The sequence below is a fragment of the Gordonia amarae NBRC 15530 genome, from assembly GCF_000241345.1.
In the GTDB taxonomy this organism is placed as follows: Bacteria; Actinomycetota; Actinomycetes; order Mycobacteriales; family Mycobacteriaceae; genus Gordonia; species Gordonia amarae.
Genome location: NZ_BAED01000033.1, coordinates 87,634 through 103,967 on the forward strand (window position 1 = coordinate 87,634; position 16,334 = coordinate 103,967).

15 protein-coding genes are annotated in these 16,334 nt (G+C 66.7%); 8 read left to right on the forward strand and 7 right to left on the reverse strand.

Going from position 1 to position 16,334, the window contains the following annotated elements:
• The first annotated feature begins 58 nt into the window (after positions 1–58).
• On the forward strand, positions 59–1,510 hold the full coding sequence (locus GOAMR_RS08995; protein WP_005185940.1) for an MFS transporter: 1,452 nt from the start codon (positions 59–61) through the stop codon (positions 1,508–1,510).
• Positions 1,511–1,606: 96 nt separating this feature from the next.
• Here the strand turns inward: GOAMR_RS08995 and GOAMR_RS09000 are convergent, their stop codons facing one another.
• Positions 1,607–2,563 carry a 4-hydroxy-3-methylbut-2-enyl diphosphate reductase gene (locus GOAMR_RS09000; RefSeq protein ID WP_005185942.1) on the reverse strand — a complete coding sequence of 319 codons (957 nt, stop codon included), beginning with the start codon at positions 2,561–2,563 and terminating at the stop codon, positions 1,607–1,609.
• Between the two features lie 53 nt (positions 2,564–2,616).
• On the opposite strand from GOAMR_RS09000, the gene GOAMR_RS09005 reads away from it, so the two are divergent.
• Genes GOAMR_RS09005 through GOAMR_RS09015 form a run of 3 tightly spaced genes read left to right on the forward strand, consistent with a single transcriptional unit; the run spans position 2,617 to position 4,807 of the window.
• Positions 2,617–3,315 carry a lipid droplet-associated protein gene (locus GOAMR_RS09005; RefSeq protein WP_005185945.1) on the forward strand — a complete coding sequence of 233 codons (699 nt, stop codon included), beginning with the start codon at positions 2,617–2,619 and terminating at the stop codon, positions 3,313–3,315.
• Positions 3,312–4,595, forward strand: a complete 1,284-nt coding sequence (gene xseA / locus GOAMR_RS09010) for an exodeoxyribonuclease VII large subunit (RefSeq protein ID WP_005185955.1) — start codon at positions 3,312–3,314, stop codon at positions 4,593–4,595. Before GOAMR_RS09005 ends, xseA begins: the two co-directional genes overlap by 4 nt.
• Entirely contained in the window at positions 4,592–4,807 is a 216-nt protein-coding gene (locus GOAMR_RS09015) for an exodeoxyribonuclease VII small subunit (RefSeq protein ID WP_005185956.1), read from the forward strand. The genes xseA and GOAMR_RS09015 overlap by 4 nt, the downstream gene beginning before the upstream one ends.
• A gap of 102 nt (positions 4,808–4,909) precedes the next feature.
• Here GOAMR_RS09015 and GOAMR_RS09020 read toward each other — a convergent pair whose 3' ends face one another.
• The 5 genes from GOAMR_RS09020 to GOAMR_RS09040 all read right to left on the reverse strand — a co-directional run bounded on the left by GOAMR_RS09020 (position 4,910) and on the right by GOAMR_RS09040 (position 9,885).
• On the reverse strand, positions 4,910–5,482 hold the full coding sequence (locus GOAMR_RS09020) for a DUF4245 domain-containing protein (protein ID WP_040514813.1): 573 nt from the start codon (positions 5,480–5,482) through the stop codon (positions 4,910–4,912).
• Between the two features lie 38 nt (positions 5,483–5,520).
• Entirely contained in the window at positions 5,521–6,381 is an 861-nt protein-coding gene (locus GOAMR_RS09025) for a carbohydrate ABC transporter permease (protein WP_040514774.1), read from the reverse strand.
• 20 nt (positions 6,382–6,401) lie between these two features.
• On the reverse strand, positions 6,402–7,364 hold the full coding sequence (locus GOAMR_RS09030; protein WP_005185959.1) for a carbohydrate ABC transporter permease: 963 nt from the start codon (positions 7,362–7,364) through the stop codon (positions 6,402–6,404).
• 43 nt (positions 7,365–7,407) lie between these two features.
• Positions 7,408–8,691, reverse strand: a complete 1,284-nt coding sequence (locus GOAMR_RS09035; protein ID WP_005185960.1) for an ABC transporter substrate-binding protein — start codon at positions 8,689–8,691, stop codon at positions 7,408–7,410.
• Between the two features lie 114 nt (positions 8,692–8,805).
• Positions 8,806–9,885 (reverse strand): ABC transporter ATP-binding protein, encoded by a 1,080-nt coding sequence (locus GOAMR_RS09040; protein ID WP_005185962.1) that lies wholly within the window; start codon positions 9,883–9,885, stop codon positions 8,806–8,808.
• Positions 9,886–10,106: 221 nt separating this feature from the next.
• Between GOAMR_RS09040 and glpX the strand changes: the two genes are divergently transcribed.
• The 3 genes from glpX to GOAMR_RS09055 all read left to right on the forward strand — a co-directional run bounded on the left by glpX (position 10,107) and on the right by GOAMR_RS09055 (position 14,525).
• Complete coding sequence (glpX, locus tag GOAMR_RS09045) at positions 10,107–11,102, forward strand: class II fructose-bisphosphatase (RefSeq protein WP_005185965.1); 996 nt, start codon at positions 10,107–10,109, stop codon at positions 11,100–11,102.
• Positions 11,103–11,289: 187 nt separating this feature from the next.
• Positions 11,290–12,987, forward strand: a complete 1,698-nt coding sequence (locus GOAMR_RS09050) for a fumarate hydratase (protein WP_005185968.1) — start codon at positions 11,290–11,292, stop codon at positions 12,985–12,987.
• A 137-nt stretch (positions 12,988–13,124) separates the two neighbouring features.
• The gene (locus GOAMR_RS09055; RefSeq protein WP_005185971.1) at positions 13,125–14,525 is read left to right on the forward strand and encodes a class II fumarate hydratase; all 1,401 of its coding nucleotides are present in this window, start codon (positions 13,125–13,127) and stop codon (positions 14,523–14,525) included.
• A 62-nt stretch (positions 14,526–14,587) separates the two neighbouring features.
• Here the strand turns inward: GOAMR_RS09055 and GOAMR_RS09060 are convergent, their stop codons facing one another.
• Positions 14,588–15,487, reverse strand: a complete 900-nt coding sequence (locus GOAMR_RS09060; RefSeq protein ID WP_244427354.1) for a L,D-transpeptidase family protein — start codon at positions 15,485–15,487, stop codon at positions 14,588–14,590.
• 163 nt (positions 15,488–15,650) lie between these two features.
• Between GOAMR_RS09060 and GOAMR_RS09065 the strand changes: the two genes are divergently transcribed.
• A complete protein-coding gene (locus GOAMR_RS09065; protein WP_005185977.1) occupies positions 15,651–16,256 on the forward strand; it encodes a class I SAM-dependent methyltransferase in 606 nt (201 codons plus the stop codon).
• Positions 16,257–16,334 lie beyond the last annotated feature (78 nt).

Consider the following 16,334-nt stretch of genomic DNA (forward strand, 5'->3'; position numbering starts at 1 on the left):
TGACCCGGAACCACCCGCACACGTGCTGGATGCCTCTTCCCGACAGAAGGCACCGCAGATGACGACAACCAGACCTCGGACCGGCCTCCCGGCGAGTCCGGACGGAGAGCCCGGCGACCTCGCCGGCTCCACTCCTACGCCCACACCCACTCCGGCGGACGTCCCGGCAGCCACGGACGCGGCGCCGGCGTACGACCCGAAACGGGCACGCCGAGCACTCCTCGGCGCCTGGCTCGGCTTCTTCGTCGACCTGTTCGACATCTACCTGCCGATCGTGGTGCTGGCGCCCGCGATGGACTACTTCGTCTCCGACGATATGGGCACCAGCACCGTCGCCATCGTCAGCGGCGCGATGTTCGCGGCGACACTGATCGGCCGCCCGATCGGCGCGGCGATCTTCGGCTGGATCGCCGACACGATGGGCCGCAAGCGCACCACGATGCTGGCCATGACCGGTGCCGGTGCGGTCACCTTGCTCATCGCCTGCCTGCCCGGCTACCAGCAACTCGGCATGGCCAGCGTGGTCCTGTTCGTCCTGCTCCGCCTGCTGGCCGGCGTCTTCCTCGGAGGTGAGTACACCGGTGCCAACCCGCTGGCGATGGAGGCGGCACCGCCCCACAAGCGCGGCCTCTACAGCGGCATCATCAACACCGGCTTCCCGCTCGCCTACGCGACCGTCTCCATCATCACCCTGTTCCTGCTGCTGGGAATGTCGTCGGACGGACCGGACTCCACCTACGCGCAGTGGGGCTGGCGTGTCCCGTTCATCATCGGCGCCCTCCTGTCGTTCGGGTCGGTCGTCTACTTCTACAAGTCGGTGGAAGAGTCCGAGGTGTTCGAGACCGCCGTTCAGGACAGCGGCACGGCCAAGCGTTCACCCCTGCGTGAACTCATGGAGCGCGACAACATGATTCGCCTCATCCAGGTGTTCGTCCTGATGAACGGATTCTGGTTGTCGCTGCAACCGGTCGCCGCATCGCTGCCTCTGCTGCTCGGCAAGGACGGCGTCGGCATGTCGAGCCGGACCGTGACGGTGATCCTGGTGGTCGCCTATCTGTCCCTGGCGTGTGTCGAGATCGCGGCGGCGGTCTTCAGCCAGCGGATCGGCCGGCGCCGGTTCCTCATCGGATCGGCGATCATCATGGCCATCGCGGGCACCCTGCTGTTCCTGATCGTGGTGCGGACCGACAACCTCGCCATCTCCATCATCGTGAGCATCGCCCTCGTGATCGTGGTCATCGCCCCGTGGGCCGTGCTCCCCGCCTACATCAACGAGCGCTTCCCCACCAGCGTCCGCGCATCCGGATACGGGCTCGCCTACAGCCTGGCCGTGATCATCCCGTCGTTCTACGCCTTCTATCAGGCCGGCCTCGAGCACATCATGCCGTTCAACGACACCGGCGCCGTCCTGCTGGTCATCGGCGCACTGCTGATCCTGTTCGGCGCCACCTGGGGGCCGGAGACCAAGCACGTGGATCTGGAAACCGCAGAACCGTCCGAGAAGTCCTGAGCTCAGCCTCACATGCCGATGCCCACCGGGTCACCCCGGTGGGCATCGGCACTTGTGACGAAAACTGTTGGTGCGCCGAACTATCCGCGCCGAAAGTTACTTACGGGCGGTGCGGGCCGGACGGAGCTCACGCGGCAGGGCGAAGGTGAGGGTCTCCTCGGCAGTGTTGACGGTCGAGACGTCGCCGAAGCCGTGCTCGGCGAGCAGCTCGACGACGCCGCGCACCAGGACCTCCGGGACCGACGCGCCAGAGGTGACACCGACGGTGGTGACACCGTCGAGCCAGGCCGGGTCGATCTCGCGGGCGTAATCCACGAGGTAGGCGGCGCCGGCGCCGTTCTGCAGCGCCACCTCGACGAGGCGCACCGAGTTGGACGAGTTCTTGGAGCCCACCACGATCACGAGCTCGCACTGCGGGGCCATCGCCTTCACCGCCACCTGACGGTTCTGGGTGGCGTAGCAGATGTCGTCGCTCGGCGGGTCGGCCAGCAGGGGGAAACGCTCACGCAGCCGGTCGACCGTCGCCATCGTCTCGTCCACCGACAGGGTGGTCTGCGACAGCCAGATCACCTTCGACTCGTCGCGTACCGACACATTCTCGACGCTGGACGGGCCGTCGACGAGCTGGATATGCTCGGGCGCCTCACCGGCGGTGCCTTCCACCTCCTCGTGGCCCTCGTGGCCGATGAGCAGGATGTCGTAGTCGTCGCGGGCGAAGCGTTTGGCCTCCTGATGCACCTTGGTGACCAGCGGACAGGTGGCGTCGATGGTCTTGAGGTTGCGTTCGGCGGCCGTCTTGTGGACCTCCGGCGACACACCGTGCGCCGAGAACACGACGATCGCGCCCTCGGGCACATCATCGGTCTCGCCGACGAACACGGCGCCACGCTCGGTCAGCGTTTCGACGACATGCCGGTTATGCACGATCTCCTTGCGCACGTAGACGGGGGCGCCGTATTTGTCGAGGGCACGTTCCACCGTCTCCACCGCACGGTCGACACCCGCGCAGTACCCTCGCGGTTCGGCCAGCAGGACACGTTTGGAATCAGCCACGCCATCAAGGGTACGTGTTGGATTGCCTCCGGCAGGAATGGCAGAGTTGTGACATGGTCCGCGCACCCTATTCCGTCCGCATCGCCGCAGGTCTGATCGTCACCGCCCTGGAGGAGACGCAGAAGCTGCCCACCCTGGTCGTCACGCTGCCGATGACCGCTCTCAGCGAGGCCCTCCAGTTCGGCATGCGTCTGCAGCAGGGAGTGGCCGGTCTGGCCATCAAGGGCGATCTCGCCCTCGAGCTGATGTTTGACCGGCCCAGCGAGGAACCGTCCTGGGCACGCTTCGACGAGGATGACGATCCCGAGCTGTCCCTCGTCCCCGCCGAACAGCCGGGTGCCGATGCCCTCGACGACCAGCCGGAGCCGCCGGGCGGCGAACCCGCTGCCGCCGCTGCGACGCAGGTCAGCGACCCCGAACCCGAATCCGAGCCCGCCGACGACGACGCGCCTGCGGCACGCGCTGCCGGCGGACGGTTCGCGCTGTACAGCTCGGCCCCCGACGCCGTCGTCCAGGCCACCACGAACGGGGCGGCCTCCGAAGCCTCCGACGGACCGGTGCCCGAGATCGTCGAGTACATCGAATACAACCGCCTGACGCTGGCCCAGCTCCGCGCCAAACTGCGGTCCGTCGACGCCGACGACCTGGCCACCCTGCTGGAGTACGAGCGGGCCACCAAGGGTCGGGCACCGTTCGTCACGATGATCGAGAACCGGATCACGGCGCAGCAGAAGCGGCACTCGACCACGTGACCGGCGGGGTCTACACCTCCGCGGGCGGCGGCACCGAACGCGCGGCCAACACCCCCGACGATCCGTGGCCGGTACGCACCGTCAACACCAAGATCGCCGACTGGGTGCACAGACTCGGCCAGATCTGGGTGGAGGGACAGATCACCCAGATCAGCCGGCGCCCGCGCAGCCGCGTCGCGTTCATCACCCTGCGCGACCCCGCGGCCGACATGTCGGTGCAGGTCACGTGCAGTCCCGACCTGCTCGACCGCTCCCCTGTCCCGCTCAGCGAGGGCAGCCGGGTGGTGATGCTGGGACGTCCCACCTTCTACACCGGGCGGGCCACGCTGTCGCTCCGGGTCAGCGACATCCGGCCCGTCGGCATCGGTGAACTCCTCGCCCGCATCGAGCGGCTGCGGCAACTACTGTCCGCCGAGGGTCTGTTCGACCCGCGGCTCAAGCGGCCGCTGCCGTTCCTGCCCAAGGCCGTCGGTCTCATCTCCGGCCGGGCCTCCGCCGCCCAGCGCGACGTGGTGGCCGTGGCCACCGCCCGCTGGTCGTCGGTGCGGTTTGAGATCCGCGACGCCACCGTGCAGGGTCCGGCGGCGGTGCCGAGCATCCTGCCGCTGCTCGCCGAACTCGACGCCGCCGAACACGTCGAGGTGATCATCATCGCCCGCGGCGGCGGCAGCGTCGAAGACCTGCTCCCCTTCTCCGACGAAACCCTGCTGCGGGCGGTGTCCGCGTGCCGCACCCCGGTGATCAGCGCCATCGGCCACGAACCCGACAGCCCGCTGCTCGACCATGTGGCCGACGTGCGCGCCGCCACCCCCACCGACGCCGCCAAACGCGCGGTGCCCGACGTGTCCGCCGAACTCACCGCGATCGCCGAACTGCGCCGCCGCAGCGCCCACGCCCTGCGCAACTGGGTGCACCGCGAGGAACGCGGCCTGGCCGGGCTCCGCGCCCGGCCGGTGCTCGCCAGACCGCTCACCATGATCGATGCCCGCGCCGACGACATCACCCGCATGCGGTCGGCGCTGCGCCGCGACATCACCCGGGCCGTCGACGGTGAACAGCGCCGCATCGAACACCTGTCGGCCCGGCTGAGTACGCTCGGCCCCGCACAGACCCTGGCCCGCGGCTACGCGGTGGTGCAGCGACTCGACATCGACGACCCGCACGCGGTGTCTTCGGTGGACGACCTGCCCGCGGGCGCGAGAATCCGGATCCGGGTCGCCGACGGCTCCGCCCCGGCAGTCATCGACACAGCCGCCGTTGAAGCTAAGGAAGAGCAGTGACCAAGGACGAACGACAGCCGGTGGCCGAACTCGGCTACGAAGCGGCCCGCGACGAACTGGTCGAGGTGGTCACGCTGCTCGAACGCGGCGGACTCGACCTCGATGCCTCACTGGCCCTGTGGGAACGGGGCGAAGCACTGGCGGCCCGCTGCGAAGAACACCTCGCCGGTGCCCGCGACCGCATCGAAAAGGCCCTCAATACCGAGGACTAGCCGGCGGGCTCGGGCAGCGGCTCCTGCGTTACCCAATCCCGCCCACCAACTAGCCGGCCGGCTTGGGCAGCGGCTCCTGCGTTACCCAATCCCGCCCACCAACTAGCCGGCCGGCTTGGGCAGCGGCTCCTGCGTTACGACGCCCACCGCGATTTTTTCGATGTCGGCGTCGAGACCCTTCGAGCGGACGCCGATGCGGACGTCACCGAGGTCGGTGATCCAGAACTTGTTCTTGTCCTCACCGTCGTAGACCACCCATGAGTGGCCGCCCGCGTCGCGCTTGCCCGCGCCCATCGCGTCGAAACCGCCGAGGAAGGCGACCAGCTCGTCCTCGGGGGCACTGGTCTGCGTCAGCTGGACGTACGAGCCCTTTTTGCTGACCCAGCCGACGTTGCTCGCCACGCTGCCACCGACCATCTGCGTCGATCCCGAATTGGGCTTCCAGCCGTCGGGGGTTGCCGGACGGCGGATCGGGAACGGCATCGACCGGGCGTCGGCGACGAGCGCGGCCGACACGTCGAATGCGGGCACCTTGTCGTCACCGTTGCCGGCCTTGAGGCCGAACGTCCAGTTACCCGACGCGAACAGCACGAAGATGCACACCCCGAGCAGCGCGAGGACGGTCCAGATCATGTCCCGCCCGTCCTGCAGGATCCGTGGTTTACCGGTGGCCATGACGACCAACATAAACCGGCCTGTAGCTCACACCGAAATCACGACTTCACGCCGCCCGCGGTCAGACCCGAGACGATGCGCCGCTGGAACAGCAGCACCATGATCACCAGCGGGACCGTCACGATCGCGCCCGCGGCCATGATCGTGGTGTATGGCTGGGTGAACGAGTTCTCTCCCGAAAATCGGGCGATGGCCACGGTCACCGGTTCGGTATCCTGCGTCGACAGCTGACTGGAGAGCATGAACTCGTTCCAGGTGGCGATGAACGCGAGGATGGCCGTGGTGAACAGGGCCGGCGCGGCCAACGGCAGCACGATCAGCCGGAAGGCCTGAGTCCGGGTCGCGCCGTCGATTCGGGCGGCCTCTTCCAGTTCCCACGGCATGTCGTTCATGAACGAGGTGAGTGTGTATACCGTCAGCGGCAGCACGAACGAGATGTTCGGGATGATCAGCGCCTGATAGCTACCGATCCAGTTCAGGTCACCGAACAGCTGGAACATCGGCGTGATCAGGGCCACGCCCGGAAACATCGACGCCGCCAGGATGATGCCGCTGACGATGTACTTGCCGCGGAACGCGACACGGGCCAGCGCGTACGAGGCGAAGATGCCCAGGATCAATGCCACCGCGGTGGTGACGGCACCGATCAGCAGGCTGTTGACGATGGCGGCGAGGAAGTCGTTGCTCTTCTCCGTCGACAGGGCGTCCCGGAAATTCTGGAAGGTGACATGGGTGGGCCACCATGTGGTGTCGAAGGTGTGTTTGACGTCCCGGAAGGCGGTGATGACCATCCAGTAGAACGGCGCCAGCCCCCACACCAGGATCAGCAGCACGCCGCCGTAGGTGCGGATTGCCTGAAAGATCTTGCGCCGGTTACGTGTCTGCACGCTCGACGCCATGCGTACCGGCGTTGCGGTCGTCACCGGACTCCCTTTCGCTGCTCTTCCTGCGTGCGAACCACGTTGGCGCCCAAGAACTTCACCATGATGAACGCGACCGCGAAGATCATCAGGAAGACCATCGTCGACAATGCCGAGGCACTGTTGAAATTGCCGCTGCGCATCTCATCGACCACCAGGATCGACACGGTGGCAGTCGGGCTCGCACCGCTGGTACTGGTTAGGATCGCCGGCAGATCGTACATGCGCAGCACATCAAGAGTCCGGAACAGCACCGCCACCATGAGCGCCGGCTTCACCAGCGGCAGGGTGATGTGCACGAACTGTTTCCACTTCGACGCACCGTCGACGCGGGCCGCTTCGTATACGTCGGACGGGATCAGTTGCAGCCCGGCCAGAATCAGCAGCGCCATGAACGGCGTGGTCTTCCACACGTCCGCGATGATCACCGCGAACCGCGACGTCCACGGGTCGGTGGTCCAGGCGATGTCGGTGCCGAACATCTTATTGGCGATGCCGTTCTCGGCGAAGATGAAGAACCAGAGCTTGGCGGTGACCGCGGTCGGGATCGCCCAGGGGATGAGCACGCTGGCCCGCAGCAGCGAACGACCCACGAAGGTGCGGTTCATCACCGTGGCCATCCACAACCCGAGCACCACCTCGATGGCGACGGTGACGACGGCGAAGAAGAAGGTGATCCCCACCGCCTGCCAGAAGTCACTGCCGAGATTGCCGTCGGGGCAACTGCCGGCACCGGTCCCGCAGTCGCCGGTCAGCCACATGAGGTAGTGCTGGAATCCGGCGAAGCCACCGGACTCGAAGCGGCCGGTCTCCTCGTTCAGGCCGGCGTCGTCCTGAAACGACAGGTAAACGGCACGCAGGACCGGGTAGGCGATGACCACCGCCAGCACCGCCATGGTGGGTGCCAGCAGCCAGAACGCCCGGAGATCCCGGCCCTGAGTGCGTTTGGTGAGCGGCCCCATCACGTCCGGTCAGACCGGACGCGACGGGGCCGGACCCGCGAAATCACTTGGTCGCGACCTTGATCGCCGCGTCGATGTCGGCGGCGGCCTGATCGACGGTCTTGGATCCGTTCAGCGCGGCGTAGGTGTTGTCCTGGATCGCCTTGCTCACACCGTTGTAGTACGGGGTGACCGGGCGCGGCTTGGCATTCTCCAGTGCGTCCTTGAGCGCCGGGAGGTACGGGAACTCCTTGACCAGCCCCTTGTCGTCGTAGATCGAGGCCAGCACCGGCGGGAACGAGGCCTTGGCGAACGACTTCTGGTTCTCCGCGCTCTGGATGTACTTGATGAAGTCCAGCGCGGTGGCCTTGTGCTTGGAGTAGACGTTGATCCCGTCGTTGTAACCGCCGAGCGTCGAGGCGCCGGCACCGTCGGGTCCGACGATGGCCGCGACACCGAACTTGCCCTTCACTTTCGACTCGGCATCGCCGGCGTTGGTGTACATGTACGGCCAGTTGTAGGCGTAGGCCGACTCACCGCCGACGAAGGACAGGTTGGTCTCCTCCTCGGTGAAACCGGTGGCCTTCTTGGGGATCAGGCCCTTCTTGTAGGCGTCGACGAGAGCCGACAGACCCTCCTTCGCCTTGGTGGAGTTGACCTCGGGGGTCTTGCCGTCGGAGCCCACGACCTGGCCACCCCACGAATGGATGAACTGGCTGGCGTTGACGGTCAGACCCTCGTACTGCTTGAGCTGGGTGACCAGGCAATCGACCTTCTTGGCCTTGGCCTTGGCGCAGCTCTCGGTGAGCGCCGCCCAGTTCTCCGGGGCCTTGTTGCCCACGATGTCCTTGCGGTAGTAGAGGAGCTGCGCGTTGGTGTTCTGCGGGCCCGCGTAGAGGACATCGCGGTAGGTGGCACTCTCGACGGTCGCCGGCAGCAGCCCGGCGGTGTCGATGGCCAGGTCGCCGGTGAGCGGTTCCAGCCAGCCGTTGGCGGCGAACTCCGCGGTCCAGGTGACGTCGAGCGCCATCACGTCGAACTCGCTGTTCTTGGCCTGTAGGGACTGGACGAGGCGTGAGCGCTGGTCGTCGGCCTCACCAGGGAGCTCGACGAGCTTGACCTGCTCGTCGGCGTGGGCCTTGTTCCACGAGGCGACGACCGGCCGGATGAGGTCGAGGTCGTTCTTGCCCATGGCGAACGAGATGGCGCCGCGGCCGTCGAGGTTCTTGCCGGCCGAATCGTCGGCGCTGTCGCCGTCGTCGGAGCAGGCCGAGAGCACAAGTGCTGATGCCACCGAAAGCGCAACGGCGAACATACCGCCGCGGCCAAACCGGGTCCTGGTACCCATAGTTCTCCTGTTCACAGGTCTGGTCGAGAATTTTCGCCGCACACACGACATGACACGTGGGTCGCGGGTCACACCAAGCTCAGGCAAAGTATCACATCCGCAAGGTGACGTGGCTTACAACCGCTTACCCGTGATCGTCGAGAACAGATGCACCCGGGACACGTCGACGGCGAGGTTCAAGCGGTCGCCCTTGTGTGGCGGATAACGCCAATCGGCCCGCGCCACCAGCGATGCCTGCGCACCGAACAGTTCGGTACTTCCGTACAGGAACGCGTCGGAGCCTAGTTCCTCCACGACGTCGACGTCCACCGGCAGCGACTGCGGCACCGACCGCCCGTCGACGATGGCCAGGTCCTCGGGCCGGATACCCACCACCACCTCGTCGGCGTCGAGGTTGGCCGACGACGGCGGCGGGATGGAGATCCCGCCGAGTTCGATGCCACTCAGACCCACCGGCACGGTGAACAGATTCATCGCCGGCGAGCCGATGAATCCGGCGACGAACAGGTTGTCGGGCTTGGCGTACAGGTCGCGCGGCGTGGCGCACTGCTGCAGCACGCCCTTGTCGAGCACCGCCACCCGATCCCCCATCGTCATCGCCTCCACCTGATCGTGGGTGACGTACACGGTGGTGACCTCCAGGCGCCGCTGCAGCTGCGCGATCTGGGTGCGGGTCTGGACGCGGAGCTTGGCGTCGAGGTTCGACAGCGGCTCGTCCATGCAGAACACCTGCGGCTCCCGCACGATCGAGCGGCCCATCGCCACGCGCTGCCGCTGACCGCCCGAGAGCGCCTTGGGCTTGCGGTTCAGATACGGCGTCAGATCGAGCATCTCGGCGACCGAGGCGACCTTCTTCTGGATATCGGGCTTGGGCACGCCGGCCATCTTCAGCGGGAAGCCCATGTTCTCGGCGACCGACATGTGCGGGTACAGCGCGTAGTTCTGGAACACCATCGCGATATCGCGGTCCTTGGGATCCAGGCCCGTCACATCGTTGTCACCGATGAGGATGCGCCCGCTCGACACGTCCTCCAGCCCGGCCAGCATCCGCAGGGACGTCGACTTGCCACATCCCGACGGACCGACGAGCACCAGGAACTCGCCGTCGGCGATCTCCAGGTCCAGCGCGTCGACCGCGGGCGCGTCCGAACCCCGGAACAGGCAGGTGGCGCCGTCGAATGTGACCGAGGCCATGGGCTCTCCTTCGTAAGAAGTCTGTGATGGTGACGACGAACGGTGACCGATTGTGTGCGGTGACCTACGGTGGAGAATCTATACGCGACCGCTCCGGGAGCCGCGCACGGGCGTGGCGCGGCGACCTACCCGCGGTGTCGTCGGGCACGTGTGACGTGCGAGGATGGGAGAACCACACGGTGCCAGCAGGTTCCCCCGCACGCCCTAGGAGGCCGACTCCCATGTCCGATTCAACGCATCAGGCTCCCGACCGCAACCTGGCCATGGAACTCGTCCGGGTCACCGAGGCCGCGGCGCTGGCCGCCGGCCGCTGGGTCGGCCGCGGCGACAAGAACGGCGGTGACGGCGCGGCCGTCGACGCGATGCGTGAGCTGCTCTCGACGGTGTCGATGCGCGGCGTCGTCGTGATCGGCGAGGGCGAGAAGGACGAGGCCCCGATGCTCTACAACGGCGAAGAGGTGGGCAACGGCGACGGCCCCGACTGCGATGTGGCGGTCGACCCGATCGACGGCACCACCCTGATGGCCGAGGGCCGCCCCAACTCGATCGCCGTGATCGCGGTCAGCGAGCGCGGCACCATGTACGACCCGTCGGCGGTGTTCTACATGAACAAGATCGCGGTGGGCCCGGAGGCCAAGGGCGCCATCGACATCGACGCGTCGGTGGAGTGGAACATCAAGTCGGTCGCGAACGCCAAGGGCATCGAGGTGGGCGACCTGACCGTGGTGGTGCTCGACCGTCCGCGGCACGCCGACCTGATCGGCGAGATCCGCGCCGCCGGCGCCAAGATCCGCCTCATCTCCGACGGCGACGTGGCCGGCGCCATCGCCGCGGCCGGCGACTACTCCACCGTCGACATGCTGATGGGCGTGGGCGGCACCCCCGAGGGCATCATCACCGCCGTCGCGATGAAGTGCATGGGCGGCGAGATCCAGGGCAAGCTGTGGCCGCGCGACGACGCCGAACGGCAGAAGGCCCTCGACGCCGGTCACGACCTGAACAAGGTACTCACCAACGACATCCTCGTCTCCGGCGAGAACGCCTTCTTCTGCGCGACCGGCGTCACCAACGGCGACATGCTGCGCGGCGTCACCTACCGCCCCACCGGCGCCACCACCCGGTCACTGGTGATGCGCTCGAAGTCGGGCACCATCCGCCGCATCGAGGCCGTGCACCGCACCGCCAAGCTGCGCGAGTACGCCCGCATCGACCTCTGACTCCACCGCCGGTTGAGGTGCGAGGAGCGTAAGCGACGAGCCTCGAACCAGCGGGAAGTTTCGAGGCTCGCAAGCTCGAACCTCAACCAGCCGTCGGAAGGTTTCGCGGTTCGGCCACTGCGCGGGGAACTTAGGCAAGGCTTATCATAGTCGCAGGTCAGCGGCCTGCGGTTATACGATTCGCCGTGTGAGTACAGCCCCAGCTCCCGAGTTCCGTTATTCCGATCTCCTGCCGATCGGCGCCGACGACACCCCGTACCGTCTGATCACGACGGACGGGGTGTCGACGTTCGAGGCCGACGGCCGCACGTTCCTCAAGGTCGCCCCTGAGGCACTGCAGAAGCTCACCGAGGCCGCGATCCACGACATCAGCCACTACCTGCGGCCCGCCCACCTGGCCCAGCTGCGCAAGATCATCGACGACCCGGAGGCCTCGGGCAACGACCGTTTCGTCGCGCTCGACCTGCTCAAGAACGTCAACATCTCCGCGGGCGGCGTCCTGCCGATGTGCCAGGACACGGGCACCGCGATCGTGATGGGCAAGAAGTCCGAGGGCGTGCTCACCGGCGTCGATGACGGCGAGTGGATCTCGAAAGGCGTGTACGACGCGTACACCACGCTCAACCTGCGGTATTCGCAGAACGCACCGCTGACCATGTATGAGGAGAAGAACACCGGAACCAATCTGCCGGCGCAGGTGGAGATCTACGCCACCGAGCAGGGGCCCAAGGGCCCGGAGTACAAGTTCTTGTTCATGGCCAAGGGCGGCGGCTCGGCCAACAAGTCGTTCCTGTTCCAGGAGACCAAGGCCATCCTGAGCCCCAACAAACTTCTCGACTACCTCGACGCGAAGATCCGCTCGCTCGGTACCGCGGCCTGCCCGCCCTATCACCTGGCTGTGGTTATCGGTGGCACGTCGGCCGAATTCGCTTTGAAGACAGCGAAGTACGCCTCCGCACATTATCTGGACACGCTGCCCACCGAGGGCTCGATGTCGGCGCACGGCTTCCGCGACACCGAGCTCGAGGAGCAGATCTTCAAGCTGACCCAGTCGTTCGGGATCGGCGCGCAGTTCGGCGGCAAGTACTTCTGCCACGACGTGCGCGCCATCCGTCTGCCCCGGCACGGCGCTTCGCTGCCGGTGGCGATCGCGGTATCGTGCTCGGCCGACAGGCAGGCGCTGGGCAAGATCACCGCCGACGGTGTGTTCCTCGAGCAGCTGGAAACCGATCCGGCGCAGTACATGCCGGACGCCGGCGTCTCGGAGGAGATCGAGGGCGGCGCGGTGGTCGAGATCGACCTGAACCGCCCAATGTCCGAGATCCTCGCCGAACTCACCAAGTACCCGGTCAAGACCCGGCTGTCGCTGACCGGCCCGCTGGTGGTGGCCCGCGACATCGCGCACGCCAAGATCAAGGAACGCCTCGACGCGGGTGAGCCGATGCCCGACTACCTGCGCGACCATCCCGTCTACTACGCGGGTCCGGCCAAGACCCCCGAGGGCATGGCATCGGGTTCGTTCGGCCCCACCACCGCCGGCCGTATGGACAGCTATGTCGAGCAGTTCCAGGCCGCGGGCGGCTCAATGGTGATGCTGGCCAAGGGAAATCGCTCCAAGCAGGTCACCGACGCATGCAACGGTCACGGCGGCTTCTACCTGGGCTCGATCGGCGGGCCCGCAGCCCGGCTGGCGCTGGACTGCATCAAGAGCCAGGAGGTCATCGAGTACCCCGAACTCGGCATGGAGGCGGTGTGGAAGATCGAGGTGGAAAACTTCCCCGCGTTCATCGTCGTCGACGACAAGGGCAACGACTTCTTCACCGATCCCGGTGGCGCCGTGACGGTTCCGCTCGGCGGTGTGCGTATCCGCTCACGGGAGCGCTAGCCGCTGCGGCGGCCGGGTCGCCGGCATAGACATCGACGGTGGTGGATCGGGTTCCCGGTCCACCACCGTCGTGTTTTCCGGGAGAGTAACGTGGGTAAGGACAACCTAACTACCCGCGTGACGGAGGACCAGCGCACATGACCGAACCGCAGTATCGCATCGAGCACGACACCATGGGTGAGGTCAAGGTCCCCATCGACGCGCTGTGGCGGGCTCAGACCCAGCGGGCCGTCGAGAACTTCCCGATCAGCTTCCGCCCCCTCGAACGCACCCAGATCCGCGCGATGGGCCTGCTCAAGGCGGCGTGCGCGCAGGTCAACAAGGATCTGGGGCTGCTCGATGCCGAGAAGGCCGACGCGATCATCGCCGCCGCCACCGAGATCGCCGACGGCAAGCACGACGACCAGTTCCCCATCGACGTGTTCCAGACCGGCTCGGGCACCTCGTCGAACATGAACGCCAACGAGGTGATCGCGACGATCGCCAAGAACAACGGCGTCGACGTGCACCCCAACGACCACGTCAACATGTCGCAGTCGTCCAACGACACCTTCCCCACCGCCACTCACGTCGCGGCCACCGAGGCCGCCGTGACCGACCTCATTCCGGCCCTGGACTACCTGCGGCTGGCGCTGCTGGAGAAGTCGACGCAGTGGCGTGAGGTGGTCAAGAGCGGCCGCACCCACCTGATGGACGCGGTGCCGGTGACCCTGGGTCAGGAGTTCGCCGGCTACACCCGGCAGGTCGAGGCGGGCATCGAGCGGATCACCGCCACCCTGCCGCGCGTGGGCGAGCTGCCCATCGGTGGCACCGCCGTCGGCACCGGCCTCAACGCCCCCGCCGGGTTCGGCACCAAAGTGGTTGCCGCCCTGCGGAACCTGACCGGCGTGGACGCATTGTCGCTGGCCAAGGATAACTTCGAGGCGCAGGCCGCACGCGACGGCCTCGTCGAGCTGTCCGGTCAGCTCAAGACGGTGGCGGTGTCACTGACCAAGATCGCCAACGATGTGCGGTGGATGGGTTCGGGCCCGCTCACCGGTCTCGGTGAGATCGCGCTCCCCGACCTGCAGCCGGGCAGTTCCATCATGCCGGGCAAGGTCAATCCCGTGCTGCCCGAGGCGGTCACGCAGGTGGCGGCGCAGGTCATCGGCAACGACGCCGCGGTCACCTGGGGCGGCGGCAACGGCGCCTTCGAGCTGAACGTGTACATCCCGGTGATGGCGCGCAACGTGCTGGAGTCGATCAAGTTGCTGACCAACGTGTCCCGGCTGTTTGCCGACCGCTGCATCAGCGGCCTGGTGGCCCACGAGGACCGGCTGCGCACCCTCGCCGAGAGCTCGCCGTCGATCGTCACCCCGCTCAACAGCGCCATCGGTTACGAGGAAGCCGCGGCCGTCGCGAAGCAGGCTCTCAAGGAGGGCAAGACGATCCGGCAGACCGTGATCGACCGCGGCCTGATCGGCGACGACCTCTCCGAGGCAGAGCTCGACAAGCGTCTGGACGTGCTCAAGATGGCCAACCTGGATCGCGAACGCTGATCTGACACAAGAACACTCCCATCCGCAACACCTGCGGATGGGAGTGTTCTCGGGTGCGGAGGCTAGCTGCTGCCGGGGATCAGGGAGAGCAGGAAGTTCACCAGGTCACCGAACCCGTTGCCCTCGCTGCTGCCGGTCGCGGTGCCCGGGGTGTTGGCACTGTCGTCGGTGGGCGTGCCCTTGTTCACGCCGATCGCGATCTTCGGGTTCTTCGCCGGGTCGAGCCAGCGCAGGATGTCGCGCATCGGGCCCTCTTCGATCGCGACGCATCCCTCGGTGGGTGCGTGGTTGGTGACGTGCAGGAACATCGCCGATGCCTTACCCGGAATGCGCTGCGGGTTGTGTGCGATGTTGACCGCGTAGTCGTACACCGGGCCCGAGTTGTACAGATTCTCACTGTCCCCACCGGGGCTCGCGGCCTGGTGGACATGCTTGTTGTACGTGGGCGAGGACATGTTGGAGTCCCACCAGTCCTGGGTGGTCGCCTTGAAGTACGGCATCTTGGTGCCCGGGTTGTCCTTGCGCCCGAACGCCTGATCCAGGGCGTAGGTACCCATCGGTGTGCGCGGCACGTTGTCCTTGGGCTCACCCATGCCCTGCGACCCGAGGTAGGCGGTCATCGGCCCGTAGACGGGCTTCCAGGTGCCGTCGTCCTCGCGCTGGAAAGCGGTCAGCTGCCCGGTGGTGTCGGAGGCCTTGTCGGCCGTGACCACGATCATCTGCCGGGTCTGGTTGGGCCCGATCTTGTTCTGGCCGGTGCCCAGGAAGTTTCCGGCGAGGTTGTTGAGCACGGTGTCAAGCTCGGGGATGCCGGTCTTGGGGAGCACCGGCGACGACGGCGTGGACGGCGTACCCGAGGGGGCCGCCGCGGCCGAACCAGCACCGCCGAGCACGACGGCGACGAGACCGACCACCATCAGTCCCATGAATCTCATTAACAACATCAGCAACTTCTGCACCATGACAGTGTGCCAGAAATATGCCCACCATGTATATCGCGATGGTCACGGACCAGTGCTTATCCGGCGTCGGACCTGGCAAAATTTGGTTTCCCTAACCAAGGGTTCCATACTCCCGGATCGGTGCCGCACACCCCCTTGCGAGGGCGGCACTACGCTGAAAGGCATGGCGCAACCGCGATGGATCACCGACACCAAACCCGGCCACAGTGAGTGGTACATCGAGCGGTTCCGGACGATGGCCGCCGCCGGCGACGACCTCGCCGGTGAGGCGCGCCTCGTCGACGCGATGGTGGGCCGGCACTCGCGCATTCTCGACGCGGGCTGCGGACCGGGGCGGCTGTCGGGCTACCTGCACGCGGTGGGCCACGACGTGGTGGGCGTCGACGTCGACCCGAAACTGATCGCCGCCGCCGAGCAGGACTATCCGGGGCCGGCCTATCGGGTGGCCGACCTGTCCGAACTCGATCTGCCCGCCCATGGCCTGCACGAGAAGTTCGACGCGATCGTGTGCGCGGGCAACGTGATGGTGTTCATCGCCCCGGACACCGAGGCCGAGGTGCTGCGCAGACTGGCGGCCCACCTGAAGCCGGACGGATTCATCGCCACGGGATTCCACATCAACCGGGAACTGACCCTCGCCGACTTCGACACGGCGGCAACCGAAGCGGGCCTGACGGTCGACCAGCGTTTCGACACCTGGGATCTCAAACGCCTGCACGACCCCGACTTCGCGGTCACCATCCTGCGGCACACCCCCACCACCGACTGAGCCCCGAACCCTTCCTTCTGCCGGTTGAGGTGCGAGGAGTCATTCCCTCGCCGGTTGAGGTGTGAGGAGCGCTAGCGA

Bases quoted from the DNA above. Each gene is read 5' to 3' on its own strand.
- GOAMR_RS08995 (WP_005185940.1), top strand. From the start codon at position 59: ATGACGACAACCAGACCTCGGACCGGCCTCCCGGCGAGTCCGGACGGA.
- GOAMR_RS09005 (WP_005185945.1), top strand. From the start codon at position 2,617: ATGGTCCGCGCACCCTATTCCGTCCGCATCGCCGCAGGTCTGATCGTC.
- GOAMR_RS09020 (WP_040514813.1), bottom strand. From the start codon at position 5,482: ATGGCCACCGGTAAACCACGGATCCTGCAGGACGGGCGGGACATGATC.
- GOAMR_RS09025 (WP_040514774.1), bottom strand. From the start codon at position 6,381: ATGGCGTCGAGCGTGCAGACACGTAACCGGCGCAAGATCTTTCAGGCA.
- GOAMR_RS09030 (WP_005185959.1), bottom strand. From the start codon at position 7,364: ATGGGGCCGCTCACCAAACGCACTCAGGGCCGGGATCTCCGGGCGTTC.
- GOAMR_RS09035 (WP_005185960.1), bottom strand. From the start codon at position 8,691: ATGGGTACCAGGACCCGGTTTGGCCGCGGCGGTATGTTCGCCGTTGCG.
- GOAMR_RS09040 (WP_005185962.1), bottom strand. From the start codon at position 9,885: ATGGCCTCGGTCACATTCGACGGCGCCACCTGCCTGTTCCGGGGTTCG.
- glpX (WP_005185965.1), top strand. From the start codon at position 10,107: ATGTCCGATTCAACGCATCAGGCTCCCGACCGCAACCTGGCCATGGAA.
- GOAMR_RS09055 (WP_005185971.1), top strand. From the start codon at position 13,125: ATGACCGAACCGCAGTATCGCATCGAGCACGACACCATGGGTGAGGTC.
- GOAMR_RS09060 (WP_244427354.1), bottom strand. From the start codon at position 15,487: ATGGTGCAGAAGTTGCTGATGTTGTTAATGAGATTCATGGGACTGATG.
- GOAMR_RS09065 (WP_005185977.1), top strand. From the start codon at position 15,651: ATGGCGCAACCGCGATGGATCACCGACACCAAACCCGGCCACAGTGAG.